Annotated in this window: 21 protein-coding genes; 9 read left to right on the forward strand and 12 right to left on the reverse strand. The window is 72.4% G+C overall.

Features of this window, described 5'->3' with window-relative positions; translation table 11 throughout:
* Positions 1 to 115: 115 nt before the first annotated feature.
* Complete coding sequence (locus ACFC1T_RS26520) at positions 116 to 1240, reverse strand: DUF4185 domain-containing protein (protein ID WP_375892430.1); 1125 nt, start codon at positions 1238 to 1240, stop codon at positions 116 to 118.
* 160 nt (positions 1241 to 1400) lie between these two features.
* Positions 1401 to 2603, reverse strand: a complete 1203-nt coding sequence (locus tag ACFC1T_RS26525; RefSeq protein ID WP_375892552.1) for an MFS transporter — start codon at positions 2601 to 2603, stop codon at positions 1401 to 1403.
* 308 nt (positions 2604 to 2911) lie between these two features.
* Here ACFC1T_RS26525 and ACFC1T_RS26530 point away from each other — a divergent pair, with 308 nt between their 5' ends.
* Positions 2912 to 3847 carry a LysR family transcriptional regulator gene (locus tag ACFC1T_RS26530; RefSeq protein WP_375892432.1) on the forward strand — a complete coding sequence of 312 codons (936 nt, stop codon included), beginning with the start codon at positions 2912 to 2914 and terminating at the stop codon, positions 3845 to 3847.
* Positions 3848 to 3902: 55 nt separating this feature from the next.
* On the opposite strand, the gene ACFC1T_RS26535 is transcribed toward ACFC1T_RS26530, so the two are convergent.
* Entirely contained in the window at positions 3903 to 4196 is a 294-nt protein-coding gene (locus ACFC1T_RS26535; protein ID WP_375892434.1) for a hypothetical protein, read from the reverse strand.
* 207 nt (positions 4197 to 4403) lie between these two features.
* On the opposite strand from ACFC1T_RS26535, the gene holA reads away from it, so the two are divergent.
* On the forward strand, positions 4404 to 5402 hold the full coding sequence (holA, locus tag ACFC1T_RS26540) for a DNA polymerase III subunit delta (RefSeq protein WP_375892435.1): 999 nt from the start codon (positions 4404 to 4406) through the stop codon (positions 5400 to 5402).
* Between the two features lie 19 nt (positions 5403 to 5421).
* Here the strand turns inward: holA and ACFC1T_RS26545 are convergent, their stop codons facing one another.
* Both ACFC1T_RS26545 and rpsT read right to left on the reverse strand, forming a co-directional pair.
* Complete coding sequence (locus ACFC1T_RS26545; protein WP_375892436.1) at positions 5422 to 6282, reverse strand: hypothetical protein; 861 nt, start codon at positions 6280 to 6282, stop codon at positions 5422 to 5424.
* A gap of 270 nt (positions 6283 to 6552) precedes the next feature.
* Positions 6553 to 6822, reverse strand: a complete 270-nt coding sequence (rpsT, locus tag ACFC1T_RS26550) for a 30S ribosomal protein S20 (protein WP_375892438.1) — start codon at positions 6820 to 6822, stop codon at positions 6553 to 6555.
* A 420-nt stretch (positions 6823 to 7242) separates the two neighbouring features.
* On the opposite strand from rpsT, the gene lepA reads away from it, so the two are divergent.
* A complete protein-coding gene (lepA, locus tag ACFC1T_RS26555) occupies positions 7243 to 9111 on the forward strand; it encodes a translation elongation factor 4 (RefSeq protein ID WP_375892440.1) in 1869 nt (622 codons plus the stop codon).
* Positions 9112 to 9224: 113 nt separating this feature from the next.
* Here lepA and ACFC1T_RS26560 read toward each other — a convergent pair whose 3' ends face one another.
* The 4 genes from ACFC1T_RS26560 to ACFC1T_RS26575 all read right to left on the reverse strand — a co-directional run bounded on the left by ACFC1T_RS26560 (position 9225) and on the right by ACFC1T_RS26575 (position 15211).
* Positions 9225 to 10307, reverse strand: a complete 1083-nt coding sequence (locus ACFC1T_RS26560; RefSeq protein WP_375892441.1) for an NAD(P)/FAD-dependent oxidoreductase — start codon at positions 10305 to 10307, stop codon at positions 9225 to 9227.
* Positions 10308 to 10416: 109 nt separating this feature from the next.
* A complete protein-coding gene (gene sigJ, locus ACFC1T_RS26565; RefSeq protein WP_375892442.1) occupies positions 10417 to 11334 on the reverse strand; it encodes an RNA polymerase sigma factor SigJ in 918 nt (305 codons plus the stop codon).
* Between the two features lie 98 nt (positions 11335 to 11432).
* On the reverse strand, positions 11433 to 13331 hold the full coding sequence (locus ACFC1T_RS26570) for an ABC transporter ATP-binding protein (RefSeq protein WP_375892554.1): 1899 nt from the start codon (positions 13329 to 13331) through the stop codon (positions 11433 to 11435).
* Between the two features lie 146 nt (positions 13332 to 13477).
* Positions 13478 to 15211 (reverse strand): ABC transporter ATP-binding protein, encoded by a 1734-nt coding sequence (locus ACFC1T_RS26575; protein ID WP_375892444.1) that lies wholly within the window; start codon positions 15209 to 15211, stop codon positions 13478 to 13480.
* 324 nt (positions 15212 to 15535) lie between these two features.
* Here ACFC1T_RS26575 and ACFC1T_RS26580 point away from each other — a divergent pair, with 324 nt between their 5' ends.
* The 3 genes from ACFC1T_RS26580 to ACFC1T_RS26590 are packed head-to-tail and all read left to right on the forward strand — an operon-like array spanning position 15536 to position 19360.
* On the forward strand, positions 15536 to 17473 hold the full coding sequence (locus ACFC1T_RS26580; RefSeq protein WP_375892446.1) for an AMP-dependent synthetase/ligase: 1938 nt from the start codon (positions 15536 to 15538) through the stop codon (positions 17471 to 17473).
* Between the two features lie 59 nt (positions 17474 to 17532).
* Positions 17533 to 18762 carry a radical SAM family heme chaperone HemW gene (gene hemW / locus ACFC1T_RS26585; protein WP_375892447.1) on the forward strand — a complete coding sequence of 410 codons (1230 nt, stop codon included), beginning with the start codon at positions 17533 to 17535 and terminating at the stop codon, positions 18760 to 18762.
* A gap of 40 nt (positions 18763 to 18802) precedes the next feature.
* Positions 18803 to 19360 (forward strand): Uma2 family endonuclease, encoded by a 558-nt coding sequence (locus ACFC1T_RS26590; RefSeq protein WP_375892449.1) that lies wholly within the window; start codon positions 18803 to 18805, stop codon positions 19358 to 19360.
* Here ACFC1T_RS26590 and ACFC1T_RS26595 read toward each other — a convergent pair.
* Genes ACFC1T_RS26595 through htpX form a run of 3 tightly spaced genes read right to left on the reverse strand, consistent with a single transcriptional unit; the run spans position 19351 to position 21758 of the window.
* The gene (locus tag ACFC1T_RS26595) at positions 19351 to 20184 is read right to left on the reverse strand and encodes a DUF3097 domain-containing protein (RefSeq protein WP_375892451.1); all 834 of its coding nucleotides are present in this window, start codon (positions 20182 to 20184) and stop codon (positions 19351 to 19353) included. The genes ACFC1T_RS26590 and ACFC1T_RS26595 overlap by 10 nt on opposite strands.
* A 24-nt stretch (positions 20185 to 20208) precedes the next feature.
* Complete coding sequence (locus ACFC1T_RS26600; protein WP_375892453.1) at positions 20209 to 20793, reverse strand: hypothetical protein; 585 nt, start codon at positions 20791 to 20793, stop codon at positions 20209 to 20211.
* 44 nt (positions 20794 to 20837) lie between these two features.
* Positions 20838 to 21758 (reverse strand): zinc metalloprotease HtpX, encoded by a 921-nt coding sequence (gene htpX, locus ACFC1T_RS26605; RefSeq protein WP_375892455.1) that lies wholly within the window; start codon positions 21756 to 21758, stop codon positions 20838 to 20840.
* Between the two features lie 267 nt (positions 21759 to 22025).
* On the opposite strand from htpX, the gene hrcA reads away from it, so the two are divergent.
* From hrcA to ACFC1T_RS26620, 3 genes are all read left to right on the forward strand, one after another.
* The gene (gene hrcA, locus ACFC1T_RS26610; protein ID WP_375892457.1) at positions 22026 to 23060 is read left to right on the forward strand and encodes a heat-inducible transcriptional repressor HrcA; all 1035 of its coding nucleotides are present in this window, start codon (positions 22026 to 22028) and stop codon (positions 23058 to 23060) included.
* A gap of 77 nt (positions 23061 to 23137) precedes the next feature.
* Positions 23138 to 24277, forward strand: coding sequence for a molecular chaperone DnaJ (gene dnaJ / locus ACFC1T_RS26615; RefSeq protein ID WP_188304451.1), 1140 nt, complete (start codon positions 23138 to 23140; stop codon positions 24275 to 24277).
* Positions 24278 to 24355: 78 nt separating this feature from the next.
* Positions 24356 to 25105, forward strand: a complete 750-nt coding sequence (locus ACFC1T_RS26620) for a 16S rRNA (uracil(1498)-N(3))-methyltransferase (RefSeq protein ID WP_375892458.1) — start codon at positions 24356 to 24358, stop codon at positions 25103 to 25105.
* Positions 25106 to 25177 lie beyond the last annotated feature (72 nt).

Below are 25177 nucleotides of genomic sequence, written 5' to 3' on the forward strand. Positions count from 1 at the left end.
TTTTTGTGGGGGGGGGGCGCGCGGGGGCGCCCCCCCCCCCCCCCCCGCCACCGGAGCAGTGGGCCTTCGGCCCGGGCCAGTTGGGCCGGGGACGATCAGGCCGGGGCAGGGGCGGTCAGGAGAGCATGTTGATCCGGTACTGCATGATCCGGTAGTTCGTCACGTCGTACCACTGGCTGACGACGATGTGGAAGTTGCCGAACGTCGAGCCGGGGATGACGAAGCCGCCGTACGGGCTGGCCACGACGTTGGCGGTCTCCTGGCCCGGGGCGCCGGGGAGGATCATGGCCTGTTCCAGCGTCCTGGTCAGGTCCGAGGTCGGGAGTGCGAAGACCATCGCCCTGATCGACAGCGGGTCCGTGTTCAGCCAGGTGAGGACGTACTTGCCGTCCATGGCGCGGAAGCACAGCTCGCCCCACTTGCGGGTGCCGAAGACGGTCGTCGGGGCGGGGGCGTTCCACTGCCAGTTGCCGTCGGTGTAGCCCCAGGGCTCGTAGGCGTCCGGGGTGCCGAGGCTCTCCTTCCGCACCCGGTGCAGCAGCATCCCCGATTCCACCTCACGGTTGAAGACCGTGGACAGCACGTAGCAGTAGCCGTCGTCGGCCACCGCGTAGGTCTTCTGCTGGAACTGCCCGCCGTACAGGTCGCCGGGCCACTGGCACAGGTACTCCCAGGTCTGCCCGTTGTCGGTGGAGCGCCAGAAGTCGGTGTGGTGGGTGTCGTAGATGACCCCGCGCATCAGGTGCATGTACATCACGCCGTCGACGACGAAGGCGTCGGAGGGGATCGCGGTCGTGAACTTGTCGCCGACCTGGGTGTGCGGCTCGTCGACGAGGCTGATGCCGTAGGCGCCCTGGACGACGCCGTCGATGCGCAGGTTGTCCAGGTCGGCGCTGCTGGAGCGCAGTCCGACGGGCGCGTTCCACTGGCCGGTGAAGAGCTGGTCGCCGGAGTAGGTGTCGCCGCAGACGAAGAGCATGGTGCCGTCCGGGCACCGGACGGGGATGCCGAGGTCGGTCCACGCGGCGCCGAACGATCCGGTCTCGGCCGGGCCGCTGAGGTTCTTGATCTTGGTCGCGATGGTCGGGGCGGTCGGGTCGTACGGGCCGTTGGCGAGCGCGGCGGGGGCGCCGGAGCCGAGGGCCCCGGCCCCCACGGCGACGCCGATGCCGATCCTGAGCAGGTGGCGGCGGGAGGGCCCGCCGGGCGTCTCGTCGTGTCCGCCCGCTGAGCGTGTCATGGTGTCGGTGGCCTTCCGGATCGACGGATCCCGCACCTTCGCCCGGATCGCGCACCCGAGCGGCGACGGGGCGCCACCGAGGCTACGGCGGCCCGCCGCCGCCCCGTCGGTGGGTGGACGGACCTTCACCCGAATTGGGTAGGCGTGGGGCCCGGCGGCCTCAGGAACGGGTGGGGGCCGGGGGGTGAGGGGCCGGGGCGGGGGTGCCCCGGGGGAGGAGGAGGGGGGCGGCCAGGATGAGGAGGCCCGCGGCGGCGAGGGCGGTGCGTGGGCCGGTGGTGTCGGCGAGGAGGCCGCCGAGGGCGGTGCAGACGGCGATGGCGGTCTGCTGGCCGATGGACCAGGCGGACAGGGTGCGGGCGAGGAGGTGCTCGGGCGTGCGTTCGAGCCGGTGGGTGGCGAGCACCGGGGTGTAGAGGCTCATGTTGATGATGATGGCGAGTTCGACGGCCATCACGGTGACCAGGCCGACGACGCCGGGGCGGACGAGGACCAGGCCGATCAGCCACACGGCGCGCAGGGCGCCGACGGTCCGGAACACCCGGTGTCGGCCGTAGCGGGTCACGACGCGCTGGGCGAGCCGGGAGCCGATGAGTCCGCCGAGGCAGGGGGCGGCGAAGGCGAGGCCGTACTGCCAGGGCGGGAAGTGGAGTTGGCGCAGCATGAGGACGGCCAGCAGCGGTTCGGTGGCCATGATCAGCCCGGAGACGAGCAGGTTGTTGAGGTAGAGCGCCCGCAGCTCGGGGTCGCCGAGGATGTGCCGCCAGCCGTCGAGGACCGAGCCGGCCCGCCCCGGGTTCCGCCCGGCGGGCGGCGGCGTCTTCTCCCGGCCGCGGATGGCGCCGATGCCGAGGGCGGAGAGCAGGTAGCTGAGGGCGTCGGCGATCACGGTGGTGACCGGTCCGAACAGGCCGATGGCGGCCCCGCCCAGGGGCGGTCCGATCGCGATGGAGCTCCAGTTCGTCGATTCGAAGCGGGAGTTGGCCACCAGGAGGTCCTCGGGTCGGACCAGGGCCTTGAGGTGGGCGCCGGCGGCCGCGTTGAACGCGATCTTGGCCGCGGCGACGACGGCCGAGACGGCCAGCAGTTGGGCGAAGCCGAGCAGCCCGAGGGCGTAGGCGGCCGGGATCGTCGCCATGGCCGCGAACCGGACCAGGTCCATGGTGATCATCACCGGGCGTTTGCGCTGGAACTCCACCCAGGGGGCGAGCGGCAGCGCGATCAGCGCCCCCACGGCGGGGCCCACGGCGGACAGTGCGGACACCTGGGCGGGCCCGGCGTGCAGCACCAGGACGGCCAGCAGCGGCAGGGCGCCGAACCCCAGTCCGGACCCGTACGCGCTGACCGTGTAGGCCGCCCACAGCCACCCGAACCGCGGCCCCAGCCGTCTCCTGCCGAACCTGCCCGCTGTCGCTGTCGCTGTCGCTGTCGCTGTCGCTGCCGTGCCTGCCGTGCCTGCCGTGCCTGCCGCACCTGCCGCGTCCCCCGTGCCCACCATGTCCGGCGCACTCCCTCGGCATCCCGTTCGAACAATCCGACGTTGACCGGGGAGAGCTAACCGAGCAGCTCGACCGCAGGTCAAACAACCGATCCGCCCCACGGGTACAACCATCCGTTGTTCACAAGGGCGTGTCTGACATTGCGCGTCGGATCGGCCTAGGGTGGGCCGACGTGGACCTCGAAGCCGTACGCACCTTCGCCGCCGCCGCCGAGGCCGGCCAGTTCCAGAAGGCCGCCGTCGACCTGGCGGTCACCCAGCAGGCCGTCTCCAAGCGCATCGCCGCCCTGGAGCGCGACCTCGGGGTGCGCCTGTTCACCCGCACCCCGCGCGGCGCCGAACTCACCATCGACGGACAGGCGTTCCTGCCCCACGCACGCGAACTGCTGCGCGCCGCCGAGCGGGCCGTCGCCTCGGTGCGGACGGGCCGTCGGCCGCTGCGGGTCGACATCATCGCCTCGCGCGGCGCCGGGTCGGGTCTGATGCGCGACTTCCACCGCGCGCACCCCGGGATCGAGTTGGACGTGGTGATGCTGTTCGACGTGGCGGCGGCCGTCGCCGCGATCCGCTCGGGGGCGATCGACGCGTCCTTCCGTGCCGTCGCCGCACCCGGGCGGCCCTTCCCGGAGGACGTCGAGTCCGTCCGGGTGCTCGACGAGCCCTTGCAGTTGCTCACCGGTCCGGCGCACGCGCTGGCGGGCGCGCGTTCGGTGACCGTCGCCCAGCTGGTCGGCCACCGGATCTGGATGCCCGGCATCGCCCCCGGCACCGAGTGGGCCGCCTACTACGACGACCTGGTCGCCGAGTTCGGCCTCACCATCGAGGCGACCGGCCCCAACTTCGGTTCCGACGCGCTGCTGGACACCGTCGCCGACACCCCGGCCCTGGCCACCTTCATGAGCGAGCGCACCCGGCTGGTCTGGCCCGCCGGGCACGGTCTGCGCCGCATCCCGGTGACCGACCCGACGCCGGTCTACCCGCACTCGCTGCTGTGGCACCGGGACAACCCCCACCCCGCCCTGGCCACCCTCCGGGCCCACCTCGCCGCCACCACGCCCGCCCACGACGCCCCCGGGACCTGGCGGCCGGACTGGGTGCTGCCGAACTGACCACCTCGGGGAGCGCCGGGGGCGCCGAGGGCGACGGGGGCGGGCGACGGTCGGGTCAGGCCTCCTCGCGCCAGCCCTCGTAGGAGGCCGCGACGGTGTCGAGGGCGTGCAGGAGGGTGGGCGTCCAGCCGTCGGACGGGGGGTCGAGGACGACGAGCCACTGGGCGTCCTCGGCGTCGTCCTCGCCGGCCAGCGCGTCGCGGACGATCTCCAGGTCGCCGAGGTCGGGATGGGCGGCGGAGAGCTCCTCGGCGGCCTCGTCGGCGGTGTCGCGGTCGGGCAGGACGAGCAGCTGGCGGACGAACGGGTCTTCGACGTCCGGCAGGTCGGGGGTGTGGTTCTCGGTCACCGGGCCATTCTCCAGGTCGGGCCGCGCGCCCCCGCAGGGCGGTCGGCCTTCACGAGCCCCGGCCCCGGCCCCGGCCCCGGCCCCGGCCCCGGCCCCGGCCCCGGACCACTGGCCCCCGTCCCCCGCCCGCCCGTACGCCCCCGCCCGTCCGTACGCCCCCGCCCGTCCGGGCGGGAGTGTCCGCGGCGCGTGGGATGCTGGTAGGCGATGGCCAGGAAGAGTGCACCCGACGACCTGCTCGCCCCGCTGACCCTCGCGGTCGGTCAGGAGGAGCTGCTGCTGGACCGTGCGGTAGCCCAGGTGGTGGCCGCGGCCAGGGCGGCGGACCCGGACACCGACGTGCGGGACCTCCCGCCCGGCGGCCTGCAGCCGGGCAGTCTGGCCGAGCTGACCACGCCCTCGCTGTTCGCCGAGCGCAAGGTGATCGTGGTCCGGGCCGCGCAGGACCTCTCCGCCGAGTCGGTGAAGGAGGTCAAGGCGTACATCGAGGCCCCGGCCGAGGAAGTGATCATCGTCCTGGTGCACGCCGGCGGGGCCAAGGGCAAGGGCCTGCTGGACTTCGGGCGCAAGGCGGGCGGGCGCGAGGTGGCCTGCGCCAAGCTGGCCAAGGCGGGCGAGCGGCTGGCCTTCGTCAAGGGCGAGTTCCGTACGCTGGGCCGCTCCGCGACCCAGGAGGCCTGCCAGGCACTGCTGGACGCGCTCGGCAGCGACCTGCGCGAACTCGCCGCCGCGTGCAGCCAGTTGACCTCGGACGTCGAGGGCACGATCGACGAGACGGTGGTGGCCCGCTACTACAGCGGCCGGGCCGAGGCGACCGGGTTCGAGGTGGCCGACCTGGCGGTCACCGGTCGGGCGGCCGAGGCGCTGGAGCGGCTGCGCTGGGCGCTGGCCGTCGGCCAGCCGCCGACCGGCATCACCTACGCGCTGGCCTCCGGCGTGCGCAGCATCGGCCGGCTGGCGACGACCGGGCGGAACATGCGCCCGGCCGATCTGGCCCGCGAGTTGGGCATGCCGCCGTGGAAGGTGGACCGGGTCCGTCAGCAGATGCGCGGGTGGACCGGCGATGCGGTGGCCACGGCGCTCACCGCGATCGCCCAGGCCGATGCGGCGGTCAAGGGCGGCTCGGCCGACCCGGCCTTCGCCCTGGAGCGGGCGGTGGTGGCCGTCGCCAAGGCCGCCCGGGCCGGCTCCCGTCCCTCGTACTGACCGCGGAGGCGGCGGACCGCTACTTGCGCATGGCCCGTACGGCGTTGTCGGCGTCGGTCTGCAGGTCGTTGCGGAGCTCGGTCATGGACGGCGGGTTGGCCTTCCCCTGGGTGTAACTGGCGTTGTAGCTGATGTAGTAGGTCATCCCGCCGTCGCGGATCTGCACCTCGCCGAACAGGCTGTGGTACGAGCCCGAACCGCCGTCGTCCTTGTAGATGAAGAACGCGTCCTCGCCGATCCCCGGGATGTCGGTGATCTGGTAGCCCCGGGCCCGGTAGAGCTCCTTGCCGGCCGTCTGCTCGGGTGCCGGGTTGACGGCCTTGTGCAGGTCGGCACGGATGTACACGCTGGCGTACTCGCTGTCGGTGCCGCCGCCGGTCCGCTTGAGCGACATGGAGCAGTTCATGCTGTCCAGGGCGGCGGTCCGGTCGGTGTGGTGGGACGGCGAACTGCTGTCCGTGGTGACGGTGTAGGTCTCCAGCAGCCGGGAGGGCTTCGCGGTGGCGCAGAAGTCGTCGGAGAGGTGGTAGTTGCCGAGGCTGCGCGGTGAGGAGTCGTTGCTGACGAGGTCCGGGACGGCCACCACGGCGGCGGCCCAGCCGGCCGAGGCGAGGACCGCGCCGACGAAGGCCCAGACGGCGTTGCGGCGCAGCCCACCGCCCTTGGGCGGCGCGGCGGGCAGCCCGGGCGCGGCGGGCAGCCCGAGCGGCGGCCCGAAGCCGCCGGCCCCCGGCCCGCCGGATCCACCGAGTCCGCCCGGCCCGCTCGTGCCGGGTGCGGGCGCCGTGGCCGGTTGCTGCGGAAAGCCGTAGCCCGGTCCGTTCGAACCCGGACCCTGGCCCGGACCCGGACCCGGCGGTGGCGGCGGTGGCGTCGTCATGGAAGTTCCCCCCTCGGGACTGGCCGCCGTGGGTGCTCCCCGCACCCCCGGTCGCGCCTGACCGACCCTAGCGGCCGGGGCGCGGAACGCGACAGGCGCCGCAGTCGCCCTCGGGGAGAGGATGACTGCGGCGCCTGTCGTACAGCTCGTGCTGCACCGCACCCGCGTGGCGAACGCAGGCCGCGTGCGGTGCGAGTCTCGCACGCCTCGGGGTTCCGGGTAGAGGGCCGGTCGCCCTGAGGCGGTGGGGGCCGGAGCCCCCGGGGGGCGTCAGGCCTGGACGGCGGTGTTGACGCGCTTGGTGATGGCCGACTTCTTGTTGGCGGCCTGGTTGGCGTGGATGACGCCCTTGCTCACGGCCTTGTCGAGCGCCTTGGAGGCGGCGCGGGCCAGCACGGTGGCCTTCTCGGTGTCACCGGCGGCAGCGGCCTCGCGGGCCTTGCGCAGAGCGGTCTTCAGCGAGGACTTGACGGCCTTGTTGCGCAGGCGCGCCTTCTCGTTGGTCTTGTTGCGCTTGATCTGGGACTTGATGTTCGCCACGAAGGAGCCTCAGTCTTGTCTGAATGGTTTGAACGGGCTGCACCGTGCGGCCGTCGGACCAGCTGAGAGGGCATGCCGAGGCCAGGTGCAGCTGACCACGCTACCAGGGGCCCGCCGCCCGCCCCAAACCGGCGGCCGGTCCGTGGCCGGTCCGCGGCCGGGAGACGGCGGGTAGAAGTGGTGCGGCAGCTCCCGCCACCGCACGTACCCGGCCGAGCCGCGGGACCCCTCGGTGCGGCCGGGCGAAGCCCTTCGGGCGCCCTCGGGAGGCTGTGAGGTGCCCGAACGGCGTCCCGCCCCGTAGTCGTGGGAGGATGGGAGGAACTATTTCGATCGGACGAGACTGTCCGGTCCCCGGGATAGCCGGTCAGCGATGATCCGGACACCCCCGGCCCCGGACCAACGGAGAATCGGACCAAGGTGCCCGCGACCCCCAGCAATGTGCCAGAGCCCAGCCGTACCGACCCGGCGCTGATCCGCAACTTCTGCATCATCGCCCACATCGACCACGGCAAGTCGACGCTCGCAGACCGGATGCTGCAGATCACCGGCGTCGTCGACCCCCGGCAGATGCGCGCCCAGTACCTCGACCGCATGGACATCGAGCGCGAGCGCGGCATCACCATCAAGTCGCAGGCGGTCCGCCTCCCGTGGGCCCCGAAGACCGGGCCGGACGCCGGGACGACCCACATCCTCAACATGATCGACACCCCCGGCCACGTGGACTTCACGTACGAGGTGTCCCGCTCCCTCGCGGCCTGCGAGGGCACCGTCCTGGTGGTCGACGCGGCCCAGGGCATCGAGGCCCAGACCCTCGCCAACCTGTACCTGGCGCTGGAGAACGACCTCACGATCGTCCCGGTCCTCAACAAGATCGACCTGCCGGCCGCCCAGCCGGAGAAGTACGCCGCCGAGATCGCCCACATCATCGGCTGCGACCCCTCCGACGTGCTCCAGGTCAGCGCCAAGACCGGTCTCGGTGTCGAGGACCTGCTGGACCACATCGTCAACACCGTCCCGGCCCCGGTCGGCGTCAAGGACGCCCCGGCCCGCGCGATGATCTTCGACTCGGTGTACGACTCCTACCGCGGCGTGGTCACCTACGTCCGTGTCGTGGACGGCCAGCTCACCAAGCGCGAGCGCATCGCGATGATGTCGACCGGCGCCACCCATGAGCTGCTGGAGATCGGCGTCATCTCGCCCGAGCCGAAGGTCGCCGACGGCCTCGGCGTCGGCGAGGTCGGCTACATCATCACCGGTGTGAAGGACGTCCGGCAGTCCAAGGTCGGTGACACGATCACCTCGATGCACAAGGGTGCCACCGAGGCGCTCGGCGGCTACAAGGACCCGCGCCCGATGGTGTTCTCGGGCCTGTACCCGCTGGACGGCTCGGACTACCCGCTGCTGCGCGACGCCCTGGACAAGCTGCGCCTCAACGACGCCGCCCTGGTGTACGAGCCGGAGACCTCGGTCGCGCTGGGCTTCGGCTACCGCTGCGGCTTCCTCGGCCTGCTGCACCTGGAGATCATCCGGGAGCGCCTGGAGCGCGAGTTCAACCTCGACCTGATCTCCACCGCCCCGAACGTGGTCTACCGGGTGGTGATGGAGGACGGCACCGAGCACACCGTCACCAACCCGAGCGAGTTCCCGAGCGGCAAGATCTCCGAGGTGTTCGAGCCGGTCGTGCGCGGCACCATCCTGGCGCCGAACGAGTTCGTCGGCGCGATCATGGAGCTCTGCCAGTCCCGCCGCGGCAACCTCCAGGGCATGGACTACCTCTCCGAGGACCGGGTCGAGCTGCGCTACACCCTGCCGCTCGCGGAGATCGTCTTCGACTTCTTCGACCAGTTGAAGTCCAAGACCCGCGGCTACGCCTCGCTCGACTACGAGCCCATCGGCGAGCAGGCCGCCCAGCTGGTGAAGGTCGACATCCTGCTGCACGGCGACCCGGTGGACGCGTTCTCCGCGATCGTGCACAAGGACAAGGCCTACGGCTACGGCGTGATGATGGCCGGCAAGCTGCAGAAGCTCATCCCCCGCCAGCAGTTCGAGGTGCCGATCCAGGCCGCCATCGGCTCCCGGGTGATCGCCCGTGAGACGGTCCGCGCGATCCGCAAGGACGTCCTCGCCAAGTGCTACGGCGGTGACATCTCCCGTAAGCGGAAGCTGCTGGAGAAGCAGAAGGAAGGCAAGAAGCGGATGAAGATGGTCGGCAGCGTGGAGGTCCCGCAGGAGGCCTTCATCGCCGCGCTGTCCACCGACGCCGAGACGCCGAAGGACAAGAAGTAGGCGTAGCGGGAAGCGGTGCGAGGAGGGCCCGGGCGGGACTGCCCGGGCCCTTCCGCGTTCCCGCCGGGCACGGGAACCGGTAGGCCCCGGACGGAACCGGTGGCCCCCGGCGGCTACTTGAGCGCGCCGAGGACGAGGCCGACGATCCCGGCCTTGGCCAGCCGCCCCGCGGTGCCGGTGAGCACGGTGGGCTTCATCGAGTCGTCGGGGTGGACCAGTTGGAGCAGCCCGTCCCGCCGGCCCAGGCTGAGGCACTGCACGAGGTACGTGAAGGAGAACGGCGCCGAGGTGCGCCCGTCGAGCAGCCGGCCCACGTACTGGCCCTGCGGCAGCGCGGTGGCGCAGCCCATCCGCAGGGTGCCGACGCCGGGGACGGTGACGGCGGCGGCGTCGCCGACCACGTGGACGTCCGGGTGCGAGACCGACCGCAGGTGGTCGTCCACCAGGGCGCGGCCGCGCTCGTCGACGGCCAGTCCGGCCTCGGCGGCCAGCGGGTGGGGTTCCAGTGAGGCGGCCCACAGGGTGAGGTCGGCGTCGACCGGGCCGGCGGTGGTGCGCAGCCCGCCGGGGGTGACCTCGGTGACGGTGGCGTCCTCGTGGACGTCGACGCCGAGACGGTCGAGGACGCGCCGGATGTGGGCGCGGCCCTTGGGCGAGTAGGCGCCGCCGACGGTGCCGGAGGCGACGATCCGCACCCGCCAGCCGGGGTGGGCCTCGGCGAGTTCGGCGGCCAGTTCGATGCCGGTGGCGCCGCCGCCGACGACGGCGAGGGTGCCGGGGCGGGCGGCCTCGCGGATGAGCCGGCGGACCTCGGCGGCGCGCTCCACGGGGTGGGCGTGCTCGGCGGCGCCGGGGACGCCGTGCCAGGCGGTGCGGCTGCCGAGGGCGTGGACCAGGGTGTCGTAGCCGAGGGTGGTGCCGTCGTCGAGGAGCACCTCGTGCCCGGCCAGGTCGAGTGCGACGGCCCGGGCCCGGCGGTGCTCGATCCGGCGGCCGCGGGCGAGTTCGGTGAGCGCGGGCCAGTCGCGGCCGCGGCCGGCGGCGGTCTCGTGCTGGCGGATGCGGTGCAGGAGCCGCTCCTCGGGGGCGACCAGGGTGACGGCGCGGCGGCGTCCGGCGCCCTTGGCCGCGGTGATCCCGGCGTACCCGGCGCCGAGGACGACGATCCGCTGATCGGTGCTGGTGGTGCTGCTCATCTCGTCCGCCTCCTCGTGGGGCGCTCCGGTGGAGCGCTGTTCGGGAAGGGGACGACGCGGCCGGCCGGAGTGTGACGGTGACCCGCGTCACAGCCCGGCGGGGCCCGGTTCAGCCGGTCGTGACCGGGTCGATCCGGCCGAGCTTCTCGGGGTTGACCACGACGAAGGCCTCGGTGATCCGGCCGTCGGCCACGGCGAAGGCCAGCACCCCGCCGACGTTGCCGGTGCCGCGCTCGTACCAGACCAGGCCGGGTTCGCCGTTGACGGCGGCGAGGCCGATCGCGGCGTCGGGGGTGAACCACTTGGCGACCAGTCCGGCCACCAGGCGGGCGACCTTGTCGGCGCCGCGCACCGGGCGGGCGGCGGCGCGGACGATGCCGCCGCCGTCGGCGTGCCAGACCACGTCGGGGTCGAGGACCGCCATCAGGCCGAGGATGTCGCCCCGGGCGCTGGCGGAGGCGAACGCCTCGACGGCCCGCCGGTGTTCGGCCGGGTCGGTGCCGCCGGGGTGCCGGCCGCCCTCCTTGACCCGGCGGCGGGCCCGGGAGGCGAGCTGGCGGGTGGCGTCCGGGGTGCGGTCCAGGGAGGCGGCGATGGACTCGAAGCCGACCGCGAAGACGTCGTGCAGGACGAAGGCGGCCCGCTCGGCCGGGGTGAGCTGCTCCAGCACGGTGAGCAGGGCGAGGGAGACGGACTCGCCGCGTTCGGCCAGGTCGGCGGGGGAGTCGGGGCCGTCGGCGTAGGAGACGGACGGTTCGGGCAGCCACTCGCCGTAGTAGGCCTCGCGGCGGCTGCGGGCGGAGCCCAGCTGGTCGTAGCAGAGCCGGGTGACCACGGTGGTGAGGAAGGCGCGCGGGTCGGCGACGGCGGCGCGGTCGGCGTCCTGCCAGCGCAGCCAGGCGTCCTGGAGGACGTCCTCGGCGTCGGTGAAGGAGCCGAGCAGCCGGTAGGCGACCGAGCCCAGGTAGCGGCGGTTCGCCTCGAAGGCGTCGGGGGCCGGTCCGGGGGCCGTGGGCTGGGCGGTCACGGGGGCCACCGTAGCGAAGGCGGTCGTGCCCCGCGAGGGGCGGGTGCGCGCGGAGCCGGGACGGCGGGTTCCGTCCCGGCTCCGGGCGTGACGACGGGTCAGTCCACCTCGGCCACGGCCTCCGCGAACTGCGCCTGGTAGAGCCGGGCGTAGGCGCCGTCGGCGGCGATCAGCTCGTCGTGCGAGCCCTGCTCCACGATGGAGCCGTTCTCCATCACCAGGATCACGTCGGCGTCCCGGATGGTGGAGAGCCGGTGGGCGATGACGAAGCTGGTGCGGCCGGTACGCAGCCGGGCCATGGCCCGCTGGATGAGCACCTCGGTGCGGGTGTCGACGGAGCTGGTGGCCTCGTCGAGGACCAGGATGGACGGCTGGGCGAGGAAGGCCCGGGCGATGGTGATCAGCTGCTTCTCGCCGGCGCTGACGCCGGTGCCCTCGTCGTCGATGACGGTGTCGTAGCCGTCCGGGAGGGTGCGGACGAAGCGGTCGACGTGGGCGGCCCGGGCGGCCTCGACGACCTCGTCGCGGGTGGCGGAGCCGGCCCCGTAGGCGATGTTGTCGGCGATGGTGCCGCCGAACAGCCAGGTGTCCTGGAGGACCATGCCGATGCCGGAGCGCAGGTCCTCGCGGGACATCGCGGCGATGTCGATGCCGTCGAGGGTGATGCGCCCGGAGCTGACCTCGTAGAACCGCATCAGCAGGTTGACCAGGGTGGTCTTGCCGGCGCCGGTGGGGCCGACGATGGCGACGGTCTGGCCGGGTTCGACCTTGAGCGAGAGGTCGTCGATGAGCGGCTTGTCGGGGTCGTAGCGGAAGGACACGTCCTGGAAGGCGACCCGGCCGTGGACGGTGTCGGGCTTCTCGGGCATGGCCGGTTCGGGGCTCTGCTCGGGGGCGTCGAGGAGTTCGAAGACGCGCTCGGCGGAGGCGACCCCGGACTGCACCAGGTTGGCCATGCTGGCGACCTGGGTGAGCGGCTGGCTGAACTGCCGGGAGTACTGGATGAAGGCCTGGACGTCGCCGATGGACAGCGAGCCGCTGGCCACCCGCAGGCCGCCGACCACGGCGACCAGCACGTACTGCAGGTTGCCGATCAGCATCATCGCGGGCTGGATGATCCCGGAGATGAACTGGGCGCGGAAGCTGGCGTGGAACAGCGCGTCGTTGTGCTCGCGGAAGGTCTCGGCGGACTCGCGGTGCCGGCCGAACGCCTTGACCAGGGTGTGGCCGGTGTACATCTCCTCGATGTGGGCGTTGAGTTGGCCGGTGGACTTCCACTGCTGGACGAACTGCGGCTGGGCCCGCTTGCCGACCTTGGCGGCGACGACCACCGAGAGCGGTACGGAGACCAGGGCGATCGCGGCGAGGATCGGGGAGATCCAGAACATCATCGCGAGCACACCGACCACGGTGAGCAGCGAGTTGACGATCTGTCCCATGGTCTGCTGCATCGACTGGCCGATGTTGTCGATGTCGTTGGTGACCCGGCTGAGCACCTCGCCGCGCGGCTGCCTGTCGAAGTAGCTGAGCGGCAGCCGGGCGAGTTTGGCCTCGACGTCCTGGCGCAGCCGGTAGCTGGCGGACTGGATCGCCCGGGTGGCCAGGCGGCCCTGGACGATGCCGAAGAGGGCGGAGGCGAGGTAGATGCCGAGCACCCAGAGCAGGATGGAGCCGATGGCGCCGAAGTCCATGCCCTGGCCGGGGGTGAAGTCGACGGCGGAGAGCAGGTCGGCGACGCCGCCGTCGCCGTGGGCGCGCAGTCCGGCGATGACCTCGGCCTTGGAGGTGCCGGCGGGGAAGCGGGCGCCGATGACGCCGGCGAAGATCAGGTCGGTGGCGTCGCCGAGGATCTTCGGGCCGGTGACGGCGCAGCCGATGCCGAGCACGCCGAGCAGCAGGACGCCGATCAGGACGTTGCGTTCGGGGCGTAGCAGGCCGAGCACGCGTTTGCCGGAGCCCTTGAAGTCCATGGACTTCTCGGTGCCCTGGCCGCCCATGAAGCGGCCCGGTCCGGCCGGTCCGCGGCGGGCGGCGGCGGCCTGGGAGTCGCTGGGGAGCTTGTCCGCGGGCTGTCCGGCGCCCGGTCCGGCGGGGGCCCCGGCCGGCTTTCCGGCGGGCGTTCCGGCGGGCTTTCCTGGGGTGGTCACGCCGCCTCCTGCTCGGTGAGCTGGGAGAGCACGATCTCCCGGTACGTCGGGTTGTCGGCCATCAGTTCGCGGTGGGTGCCGGTGCCGACGACGGCGCCCTCGTCGAGGACGATGATCCGGTCGGCGTCGCGGATGGTGGAGACGCGCTGGGCGACGATCAGGACGGTGGCGTCGGAGGTCTCGCGGGCGAGGGCCTTGCGCAGCCTGGCGTCGGTGGCGTAGTCGAGCGCGGAGAAGGAGTCGTCGAAGAGGTAGACGTCGGGCCGCCGGACGAGGGCCCGGGCGATGGCCAGGCGCTGGCGCTGGCCGCCGGAGACGTTGCTGCCGCCCTGGGAGATGGGGGCGTCCAGGCCTTCGGGCAGCTTCTCGACGAAGTCCTTGGCCTGGGCGATCTCCAGGGCGTGCCAGAGCTCCTCGTCGGTGGCGTCGGGGCGGCCGTAGCGGAGGTTGCTGGCGACGGTGCCGGTGAAGAGGTAGGGCTTCTGCGGGACGATGCCGACGCTGTCGGCGATCGTGTCGGCGGAGAGCTCGCGCACGTCGGTGCCGTCGAGCAGGACCTGTCCGGAGGTGACGTCGAAGAGCCGGGGGACGAGGCCGAGCAGGGTGGACTTGCCGGCGCCGGTGGAGCCGATGATGGCGGTGGTCTCGCCGGGGCGGGCGGTGAGGTCGATGCCGCGCAGCACCGGGGCCTCGGCGCCGGGGTAGCGGAAGTCGACGTCGCGCAGTTCCAGGTTGCCGCGGCGCAGCACCTCGGTGACCGGGGCGGCGGGCGGGACGACGCTGGAGGAGGTGCCGAGGACCTCCTCGACGCGTTCGGCGCAGACCTCGGCGCGCGGCACCATCATGAACATGAAGGTGGCCATCATGACGCTCATCAGGATCTGCATCAGGTAGGAGAGGAAGGCGGTGAGCCCGCCGATCTCCATGCCGCCGCTGTCGATGCGGTGGGCGCCGAACCAGAGCACGGCGACGCTGGAGACGTTGACGACCAGCATGACGGCGGGGAACATCACGGACATCAGCCGGCCGACCTGCCGGGCGACCTGGGTGAGGTCCTCGTTGGCGTCGGCGAAGCGCTGCTGCTCGTGGCCGTCCTTGACGAAGGCGCGGATGACCCGGATGCCGGTGATCTGCTCGCGCAGCACCCGGTTCACGGTGTCGATCTTCACCTGCATGCTGCGGAACTTCGGCCGCAGGGCGCGCACCAGCAGGACGACGACGATGCCGAGCACGGGGATGACGGCGAGCAGCAGGCCGGACAGCGGGACGTCCTGGTTGAGCGCCATGATGATGCCGCCGACGCACATGATCGGTGCGGCGACCATCAGGGTGAAGCTCATCAGGGCCAGCATCTGGACCTGCTGGACGTCGTTGGTGGTGCGGGTGATCAGCGACGGGGCGCCGAACTGGCCGACCTCGCGGGAGGAGAAGCTCTGCACCCGGTCGAAGACGGCGGCCCGCAGGTCGCGGCCGAAGGCCATGGCGGTGCGGGCGCCGTAGTAGACGGCGCCGATCGAGCAGAGCGCCTGGAGCAGGGTGACGCCGATCATCACGGCGCCCAGGCGCAGGATGTAGCCGGTGTCGCCCGTGACCACGCCCTTGTCGATGATGTCGGCGTTGAGCGTGGGCAGGTAGAGCGCCGCGAGGGTGGACACCAGCTGGAGGGCCACCAGCAGGGTGATCGGTCGGGAGTATGGGCGCAGGTACGCCCGGAGCAGTCTGATCAGCACTGGCACACTCTTGTCTTCGCCGGTCGGGTTCGCACCCCAATTCTCGTCGTTCTGTAGCGTCGTACAGACGATTCGGGGGCCGTCCGGCGGAGGTTTGCCGGGCCTTTGCCATCGGCGGCCCGGTTCGCGCCCTCCGGCGGGCACCGGCGCCGAGGGGGCGTGCCAGCTGGGGCCGCCCCCTTACGGAATGACCGGTTTCCCCCTAGGCTGCTGACTACGCCCTTGTTACTGACCGGTACCGACCACGTTAACGGGGGCCCGGCGGACGCCCCCACGGACGCCGCGACAATCCCTCAGACGGCCACCCGCCCCCGGAGGTCCTCGTTGAGTTCCGCGCAGTCCCTGATCGACTCCGGCAGTGCCGACATCGTCGCCGGGCGTCCCGCCTCCGTCGCCCACCTGTTCCTGGAGCGGGTCGCCCTGACCCCGAACGCCGAGGCCTACCGCTACCCGGCCTCGGTCGACGAGCACGCCGCGGACGGCGCGCCCGGCGCCGAGCAGTGGCGCTCGCTCACCTGGGCGCAGACCGCGGTCCGGGTCAAGGCGGTGGCCGCCGGCCTGATGGCGCTCGGCATCCAGTCGGAGGACCGGGTCGCGCTGGCCTCCTCCACCCGGGTCGAGTGGATCCTCGCCGACCTGGGCGCCATGTGCGCGGGCGCCGCCATCACCACCGTCTACCCGAGCACCAACGCCGACGAGACGGCCTTCATCCTCTCCAACTCCGGCTCCCGGGCGATGTTCGCCGAGAACGCCGCCCAGCTGGCCAAGGCCGTCGAGCACATCGACGAGCTGCCCGAGCTGCGCACCGTGATCCTCTTCGACGCCCCCGCCGGGGCGCCCGGGGCGGAGGCACTCGACACGGCCGGCCTGGACCTGCTCACCCTGGCCGAGCTCGAACGGCGCGGCGCCGAGTACCTGGAGCAGCACCCGGACGCGGTCGACAAGGCCGTGGCCGGGCTCGACAAGGAGCAGCTGGCCACCCTCATCTACACCTCCGGCACCACCGGCCGCCCCAAGGGCGTGCGCCTGGTGCACGACTGCTGGGCCTACGAGGGCCGGGCCCAGGAGGCCAGCGGCCTGCTCGGCCCCGACGACGTCCAGTTCATGTGGCTGCCGCTGTCGCACGTCTTCGGCAAGACGCTGATCTCCGGCCAGATCGCCACCGGCCACGTGATGGCCGTGGACGGCCGGGTCGACCGGATCATCCACAACCTGCCGGTCATCCGGCCGACCACCATGGCCTCGGCGCCGCGCATCTTCGAGAAGGTCTACAACGGCATCGCCGGGCGGGCCCGGGCCGAGGGCGGCGCCAAGTACAAGATCTTCCTGTGGGCCGCCAAGGTCGCCCGCGAGCACGCCCGGGTGGTCCAGGAGAGCCGGGTCGCCACCGGCGTCGGGAGCGCCCCGCTGGGCCTGCGGCTGCAGCACGCGCTCGCCGACAAGCTGGTGTACGCGAAGATCCGGGCCGCCTTCGGCGGCCGGCTGCGCGGCGCCGTCTCCGGCAGCGCCGCCCTGGCCCCCGAGATCGGCTACTTCTTCCTCGGTGCCGGGGTGCCGATCCTGGAGGGCTACGGGCTGAGCGAGACCAGTGCCGGCTCCTGCGTCAACCGCAAGGAGGACGTCCGGATCGGCACGGTCGGCCGCCCGCTGCCCGGCACCGAGGTGCGGATCGCCGAGGACGGCGAGATCCTGCTGCGCGGCCCCGGCGTGATGCGCGGCTACCACAACCTGCCGGAGAAGACCGCCGAGGTGCTGGAGCCGGACGGCTGGTTCCACACCGAGGACATCGGCGAGCTCACCCCCGACGGCTTCCTGCGGATCACCGACCGCAAGAAGGACCTGTTCAAGACCTCCGGCGGCAAGTACGTGGCGCCCAGCGAGGTCGAGGGCAAGTTCAAGGCGGTCTGCCCGTTCGTCAGCAACATCCTGGTGATCGGCAACGGCCGCAACTTCTGCACCGCGCTGATCGGCCTGGACGAGGCGGTGCTGATGCCGTGGGCCGCCGAGCGCGGCCTGGCCGGCAAGAGCTACGCCGAGCTGGCCGCCGACCCGGCCGTGCACCAGCTGATCGAGGGCTTCGTCAAGCGGGTCAACGCCGACCTCCAGCGCTGGCAGACGATCAAGAAGTTCCACCTGCTGCCGCGCGACCTCGACATCGAGCACGGCGAGCTCACCCCGAGCCTCAAGATCAAGCGCCCGGTGGTCGAGCGGACCTACGCGGACGCGGTGACCGCCATGTACGCGGGCGCCAACGAGGCCTGAGCCGGCCCTCCTCCCGTACGGCTCACGAGTCCGGGTGAGTCGTACGGGACAATGGGGTCATGCCCTCCGCACTCCCCGACGGCGAACCGGTGCCGTCCGACGGTTCCCTGCCCGCGCACGCCCTGACCGGGCTGGGCGACCGGCCGTTCGGCTTCTACCTGCACGTCCCGTACTGCGCCAGCCGCTGCGGCTACTGCGACTTCAACACCTACACCGCCACCGAACTGCGCTCCTCCGGGGCCGTCGCCTCGCAGGAGACCTACGCGGACAACGTGGTCGCCGAGATCCGGCTGGCCCGCCGCGTCCTCGGGGAGACCGACCTCCCGGTGCGGACGGTGTTCCTCGGCGGCGGCACCCCCACCCTGCTGCCCGCCCGCGACCTGGTGAAGATGCTCGCCGCCCTGCGCGAGGAGTTCGGGCTCGCCCCGGACGCCGAGGTCACCACCGAGGCCAACCCCGAGTCCGTCGACCCCGCGTACCTCGCCGAGCTGCGCGAGGGCGGCTACAACCGGATCTCCTTCGGCATGCAGAGCGCCCGCCCGCACGTCCTGCGGCTGCTCGACCGCCACCACACCCCCGGCCGCCCCGAGGCCTGCGTGGCCGAGGCCCGCGCGGCCGGCTTCGACCACGTCAACCTCGACCTGATCTACGGCACCCCCGGCGAGTCCGACGACGACTGGCGGGCCTCCCTGGACGCCGCGATCGGCGCCGGGCCCGACCACGTCTCCGCGTACTCCCTGATCGTCGAGGACGGCACCAAGCTGGCCGCCCGGGTCAAGCGCGGCGAACTGCCGATGATCGACGACGACGTGCACGCCGACCGCTACCTCATCGCCGAACAGGCGCTCAGCGCGGCCGGCTACTCCTGGTACGAGGTCTCCAACTGGGCCACCACCCCCGAGGGGCGCTGCCGCCACAACGAGCTCTACTGGACCGGCGCCGACTGGTGGGGAGCCGGCCCCGGCGCCCACAGCCACGTCGGCGGCGTCCGCTGGTGGAACGCCAAGCACCCCGCCGCCTACGCCCAGGCCCTCGCCGAGGGCCGCACCCCGGCCCTGGGCCGCGAGCTGCTGAGCGACGAGGACCGCCGGGTCGAGCGCATCCTGCTGGAACTGCGCCTGGCCGACGGCATCCCCCTCGACCTCCTGGCCGAGGCCGGCCGCAAGGCCGCCGCCAAGGCCCTCGCCGACGGCCTCCTCGCCGAGGACTCCTACCGGCGGGGCCGCGCCACCCTCACCCTCCAGGGCCGCCTCCTGGCGGATGCAGTAGTGCGTGACCTCGTGGACTGAGTGTCGTTAACGTGGTATCAGCCGTCAGGAGGAGTGTGGGATGACCGCCATCGATGACCGGGTGATAGGGATCTTCGAGAATCTGGAGATCCCGGAGGGTTTCAAGGCCGAGCTCATCAGGGGGGAAATCGTGATGATGGCCGGGCCCGACCGGGTCCACAACTGGATTGTCGAGTCGATCCAGGACCAGATTCCCCGGATGCGATGGCACCGCTCGGTCACGCAGGACATCGACATCCCCGGGCTCACCAGCGAACCTCAGCCCGATCTGGTCGTCTATGAGCGAGACGCGGTCGAGGGTCCTGGTCGCCTGATCCCTTCGCCTCTCCTCACGCTGGTGCTCGAGGTGGTCTCGAACACCAGCGTCCTGCGCGACTACCAGACCAAGCGGGAGCTCTACGCGGAGGGCCGGATTCCGGCCTATCTGATCGTCGACCCGATCAAGGCCGTCTGCGTGCTGTTGACCGAGCCGACCCGGGCGAGCGCGTCCGGGTTGCCGGACTACGTCTCCTCTCGGACCACCAAGTTCGGCGAGCCCATTCCGGTGGACCTGCTGGGCATCACGCTCGACACCTCGGAGTTTCAGACCTACTCCTGACCTGGCAGGGCGGTGAAGTCGATCAACTCCTCGACCCTGGCGAGGAGTTCGGGCTCCAGGTCCTTGTAGCTGTTCACCTTGGAGAGGATGTGCTTCCAGGCGGCCGGGGTGTCCACGGGCCAGCCGAGGCGGCGGCAGGTGCCCTGCTTCCAGTCCTCGCCGCGGGGGACGGCGGGCCAGGCGGGGATGCCGACGGAGGAGGGCTTCACGGCCTGCCAGATGTCGATGTAGGGGTGGCCGACGACCAGGACCGACTCGCCGGTGACCCGGGCGGCGATGCGGTGCTCCTTCGTCCCCGGGAGCAGGTGGTCGACCAGGACGCCGAGGCGGCGGCCGGGGCCGGGGGCGAAGTCGGCGACGATCGCGGGGAGGTCGTCGATGCCCTGGAGGTACTCGACGACGACGCCCTCGATGCGCAGGTCGTCTCCCCAGACCCGCTCGACCAGTTCGGCGTCGTGCCGGCCCTCGACGTAGATCCGGGACTCGCGGGCGACCCGGGCCCGGGCGCCGGGGACGGCGACGGAGCCGGAGGCGGTGCGGGCGGGGGTGCGGGGCGCGGCGGGGGCGGCCGGGCGCACCAGGGTGACCACCTCGCCCTCCAGCAGGAAGCCGCGCGGCACCAGCGGGAAGACCCGGTGCTTGCCGAAGCGGTCCTCCAGGGTGACGGTGAACCCCTCCGCGGTCCGCTCGCAGCGCACCACCGCCCCGCAGTAGCCGGTGGCCGCCTCCTCGACCACCAGGTCCCGCTCGGCCGGCACCTCGGGTGCGGGCTGCTGCTTCTTCCACGGCGGGGTGAGGTCCGGTCCGTACTGGTGGCTGCGCATGGGGGAGATGTTACGGACGGGGCGTCAGAGGGCCGGCGCGCCCCAGACCGGGAACCAGCGGCTGAGGTCCTTCTCCAGCCGCAGGTCGTTCCCCAGCATCGCGTTGACCTGGAGCTCCAGCGGACTGTTGCGCCGCTCGCCGCCGCCGGGCATCGGGGCGAAGGGGTAGAAGGTGCCGCGCTTGTAGAGGTAGACCAGGGCCAGCGACTGGCCCTGGGGGTTGCGGAAGGCGACCAGGGAGCAGAGCAGCTGCGGGCCGAAGCCGTTCGCCTCCAGCTCGCTGTTGACCGCGTGCAGGTCGTTGACCAGTTCCGGGAGTTCCTCGGGGGCGTGCCGGGTGAGCAGCCAGGAGTAGCCGTAGCCGTCCTTGGAAGCCTCCACCGGGACGCCGCCGCGTTCGGTGTCGGCGTCCAGCAGGGCCCGGACCTGCTGCTCCACCTGGACGAAGGCGGCGCCCTCGACGGCCGCGAAGCAGACCGAGCCGAGCCCGGTGGGGAGGAACCCGGCCCCGGCCTCCAGGGTGAGCGCGGCGGACGGCACGCCGAACAGCTGGTCGAGGTCGGGCTTGACGGGCTTGGTGCGGCCGAACAGGGCGTCCAGGAATCCCACGGCGGTCCTTCCGGGAGTCGGGCGGGGCCGGAGCCCAGGGGGGGTCAGCGGCCGAGCTGCTCGGAGATCTTGGCCAGCTGGGCCAGCCGCTTCTCCAGCGTCGGGTGGGTGGAGAGCAGCTGGGAGGCGGTCTCCTTGGCGCTCAGTGCGGGGGCGAAGTAGAAGGCGTTGTAGGGCTGGGCCCGGCGCAGGTCCTCGGTGGGGATGGCGGCGATCTGCCCGGTGACCTTGGTGAGCGCCGAGGCGAGGGCGCTGGGCCGGCCGGTGAGCTGGGCGGCGGCCCGGTCGGCGGCCAGTTCGCGGTAGCGGGACAGCAGCCGGGTGAGCAGGAAGCTGATCGCGTAGACCACGATCGACACCAGCGGGATGACCAGCGCCGCGATGGCCGCGTTCTGGTCGTTGCTGTTGCGGTTGCCGCCCATGAACCCGCCGTACATGGCGACCCGGGTCATCGCCCCGGCGAGCACGCCGAGGAAGCCGGCGATGGTCATCACGGCGACGTCCCGGTGGGCGACGTGCGACAGCTCGTGCGCCAGGACGCCCTCCAGCTCCTCGGGTTCCAGTCGGCGCAGCAGGCCGGTGGTGACGCACACCACGGCGTTCTGCGGGTTGCGGCCGGTGGCGAAGGCGTTCGGCATGTCGCTGTCGGCGACCGCCACGCGGGGCTTGGGCATGTCGGCCAGGGCGCAGAGCCGGTCGATGGTGCCGTGCAGCTGGGGGTACTGCTCCTCGGTCACCCGGTGGGCGCCCATGGCCCGCTCGGTGATCTTGTCGCTGAACCAGAACTGGGCCACGAACAGCCCGCCGGAGATCAGCACGATCAGCGGCCAGGCCCCGCGCAGCAGCGCGATCAGCAGGCCCGTGAAACCGACGTACAACAGCCCGATCACGAACATCGTCCCGACCATGCGGCTGGTCAGGCCGCGGTCGGGCGCGAAACGGGTGTGCTGGCCCGAGCTCGACATCGCTTGCTCCTCCGTTCGCCGTCGCTTTCGATGCTGCCACCCGGACGGCCCCGGGGCACCACCCGCGCACGCGGAGTGTCGCGGTGGCCGTCCGGAACTGCGGGCAGGATCACCCCGGCCGGGCCGTTCCTGCGGTACGACCCGGGCCGTACACTGGCAGGTACGGTTTTGGCACTCGTGCGTGCAGAGTGCCAGGGTCGGGGTCCTCACCGGAGCGGCTCGCAGCATCACAGACGGACAACGTGCGAAGACGGAGGTGCGTGCCCCATGGCCGGAGAGGTCCGCCAGCTGGACGACCGCAAGCTCGCCGTGCTGCGCGCGATCGTCCAGGACTACGTGGGCACCGAGGAGCCGGTCGGCTCCAAGGCCCTGGTGGAGCGGCACAACCTCGGGGTGTCCCCGGCCACGGTGCGCAACGACATGGCGGCGCTGGAGGAGGAGGGGTACATCCACCAGCCGCACACCAGCGCCGGGCGGATCCCCACCGACAAGGGCTACCGGCTGTTCGTCGACAAGCTCGCCGAGATCAAGCCGATGAGCTCCCCGGAGCGCCGGGCGATCCGGCACTTCCTGGACGGCGCCGTCGACCTGGACGACGTGGTCACCCGTACGGTGCGGCTGCTCGCCCAGTTGACCCGCCAGGTCGCCGTGGTGCAGTACCCCTCGCTGACCCGCTCCACCGTCCGGCACATCGAGCTGGTGGCGCTGGCCCCGGCCAAGGTGATGCTGGTGCTGATCACCAACACCGGCCGGGTCGAGCAGCGGATGGTCGACTGCCCGGGCACGGTCGGCGAGACGGTCCTGGCGGACCTGCGCTCGCGGATCAACACCCGGGCGGCCGGCCAGCGGCTGCCGGACGTCCCGGGGCTCCTGGAGGAGCTCCCGGCGGCGTTCGAGCCGGCCGACCGGCCGACCGTCAGTACGGTCCTGGCGACGCTGTTCGAGGCGCTCGCCGAGCAGAACGAGGAGCGGATCATGCTGGCCGGCACGGCCAACCTGACCCGCTTCGGGCACGACTTCCCGCTCACCATCCAGCCGGTGCTGGAGGCCCTGGAGGAGCAGGTCGTCCTGCTCCGCCTCCTGGGTGAGACCACGGACGCCGCGATGACGGTCCGGATCGGGCGGGAGAACGCGTACGAAGGGCTGAATTCCACCTCGGTCGTTTCGGTCGGCTACGGTTCGGGCGACGAGAGTGTGGCCAAGCTGGGTGTGATCGGTCCGACCCGGATGGACTATCCGGGCACAATGGGGGCGGTGCGGGCGGTGGCACGGTACGTGGGCCAGATCCTGGCCGAGTCGTAGCACACGGCCGACCGTTAGAAATCTAACGGCGGCGTCCAGTCGCAGCACTACTACAGGCGGAACAAGCGGAGCATTTGGTGGCCACGGACTACTACGCGGTACTCGGCGTCCGACGGGATGCGGGGCAGGACGAGATCAAGAAGGCGTTCCGGCGCCTGGCACGCGAACTGCACCCGGACGTCAACCCGGACCCGAAGACGCAGGAGCGGTTCAAGGAGATCAACGCCGCCTACGAGGTGCTCTCCGACCCGCAGAAGCGCCAGGTCTACGACCTGGGCGGTGACCCGCTGTCGCCGGGCGGCGGTGGCGCGGGCGGCTTCGGCGCCGGCGCGGCGGGCTTCGGCTTCTCCGACATCATGGACGCCTTCTTCGGCGCCGCGGCCGGCCAGCGCGGCCCGCGCTCGCGCACCCGCCGGGGCCAGGACGCCATGATCCGGCTGGAGATCACCCTGGAGGAGGCCGCCTTCGGCACCACCAAGGAACTCCAGGTCGACACCGCCGTCACCTGCACCACCTGCAGCGGCGAGGGCGCGGCCCCCGGCACCTCGGCCCAGACCTGCGACATGTGCCGCGGCAAGGGCGAGGTCTCCCAGGTCACCCGCTCCTTCCTGGGCCAGGTCATGACCTCCCGCCCGTGCCCGCAGTGCCAGGGCTTCGGCACCGTGGTGCCGACCCCGTGCCCCGAGTGCGCGGGCGACGGCCGGGTGCGGGCCCGCCGCACCCTGACCGTGAAGATCCCGGCCGGCGTGGACAACGGCACCCGGATCCAGCTGGCCGGCGAGGGCGAGGTCGGCCCCGGCGGCGGCCCGGCCGGCGACCTCTACGTCGAGATCGCCGAGACCACCCACACGGTCTTCCAGCGGCGCGGGGACGACCTGCACTGCACCGTCACCATCCCGATGACGGCGGCCTCGCTCGGCACCCAGGTGCCGCTGCAGACCCTGGACGGGCTGGAGGAGGTCGACATCCGGCCCGGCACCCAGTCCGGCCAGTCGATCCCGCTGCACGGCCGGGGCATCACCCACCTGCGCGGGGGCGGCCGGGGCGACCTGATAGTGCACGTCGAGGTGCAGACGCCCACCAAGCTCGACCCCGAGCAGGAGGAGCTGCTGCGCCGGCTCGCCGTGCTGCGCGGCGAGGAGCGGCCGTCCGGCCAGTTCGCGCCGGGCCAGCAGGGCCTGTTCTCACGCCTGAAGGACGCCTTCAACGGCCGGTAGTCGTCCGAGGAGGGGTGCCGGGGGAGGACCCCCGGCACCCCTTCGGTGTTCCCGTTCCATCCCAGGAGGTTCCCCGCCATGACCGCGCCCGTCTTCGTCGTCGAGACCGAGCGGATCGCCGCCGCCGCACCCGGGGCCGTGCTGCGCCTCGACGGGCCCGAGGGGCGGCACGCGGCAGCGGTGAAGCGGCTGGCGGCCGGCGAGGCGGTCACCCTGGCGGACGGGCTGGGGCTGGGCGTGGACGGCACCGTCGCCGCGGTGCTCGGCAAGGACGCGATCGAGGTCACGGTGGAGGCCGTGCGGCGCGAGCCCGAGCCCGCGCCGCGGATCGTGGTCGTCCAGGCGCTGCCCAAGGGCGACCGCGGCGAGCTGGCCGTGGAGACCATGACCGAGGTCGGCGTGGACGTGGTGGTCCCCTGGGCCGCCTCGCGCTGCATCACCCAGTGGAAGGGTGAGCGCGGCGCCAAGGCGCTCGCCAAGTGGCGGGCCACCGCCCGGGAGGCGGGCAAGCAGTCCCGCCGGCTGCGCTTCCCCGAGGTGCGCGAGCCGATGACCACCCGGCAGCTGGCGCCGCTGCTGGCCGGGGCCGCGCTCGCCGCGGTGCTGCACGAGGAGGGCGCCGAGCCGCTGGCGCACGCCGCGCTGCCGGCCGGCGGGGACATCGTGCTGGTGGTCGGCCCGGAGGGCGGGGTCTCCCCGGAGGAGCTGGCCGCCTTCGCCGAGGCCGGCGCGAAGCCGTACCGGCTGGGCCCCTCGGTGCTGCGCACCTCGACCGCCGGGGTGGCCGCCGGGGCGCTGCTGCTGGGGCGCACCGGCCGCTGGGCCTGACCCCACCGGCAACTCCCGTGCGCCCGCCGGGAGTCTGCGGAGAACGGAGCGGCTCGTACCCGCACCTGCCTA

Source organism: Kitasatospora sp. NPDC056076 (genome assembly GCF_042266305.1).
In the GTDB taxonomy this organism is placed as follows: Bacteria; Actinomycetota; Actinomycetes; order Streptomycetales; family Streptomycetaceae; genus Kitasatospora.